1 protein-coding gene is annotated in these 647 nt (G+C 66.6%); it reads left to right on the top strand.

Annotated features, from left to right (window positions below; all coding sequences use genetic code 11):
- Positions 1-161: 161 nt before the first annotated feature.
- On the top strand, positions 162-647 hold a 486-nt coding region (locus tag EPD66_RS23870), incomplete at its 3' end, for a type IV toxin-antitoxin system AbiEi family antitoxin domain-containing protein (protein WP_221931112.1).

Here is a 647-nt window from a genome sequence, read left to right as displayed (position 1 = left end):
TCGGAAGGCCTGGCCCGGGAGATCAAGGAAGGCATCGCCGCCATCGAGCGCTTCGGCAAGCGCAATCCCGGCGCCATCGGCTGCGAGGAGATGGACGGCCTGGTGCTGCTCAATGACCGCAAGACCGGCCAGCCGATCCGCGTGCGGGCGAAGGTGATGGCATGAGCATCGACTTCGAGACCCGCCAGCGCATCTTTGACGCCGTCGGCCAGGGAGGCTGCCTGACCATTGATGAGATGACTGAAGCCACCGCGCTGCCTCGCCGCCGCGTCTCGGAAGTGCTCAGTCGCTTGATCGAGCGCGGCATCATGGAACGGGTGGAACGCGGCTGTTTCCGTCTCAGCGACGACGGCAAGCAGGCGCAGGACCGGGGCATCCCCTTGAAGAAATGGCGCTGCCCGAACACTCCGACCCGCGCCAAGGCGGCCACCCTGAAGGTGCGCCTGTGGCGGGCGATGCGCCTGCAGGGGATTGGCGGCCGTTTCACCATCGGCGATTTGCTGGCCCTGGCTGCGCGCGACGAGAAGAAGGCTGCGTCCCATGCCTCGATCTATCTCAACCGCCTTGCCGAGGCAGGGTATTTGCGCCGCCTGCCCAAGCGCCAGCCCAGCGATGTACCGGGCAGCCAGGGCTATGTCCGCTACCAG

It is taken from the genome of Telmatospirillum sp. J64-1, assembly GCF_006980715.1.
Taxonomy (GTDB): domain Bacteria; phylum Pseudomonadota; class Alphaproteobacteria; order Rhodospirillales; family Magnetospirillaceae; genus Oleiliquidispirillum; species Oleiliquidispirillum nitrogeniifigens.
The sequence above is the reverse complement of the archived record's forward strand: the minus strand, read 5'-3'. Positions and strand labels throughout refer to the sequence as shown.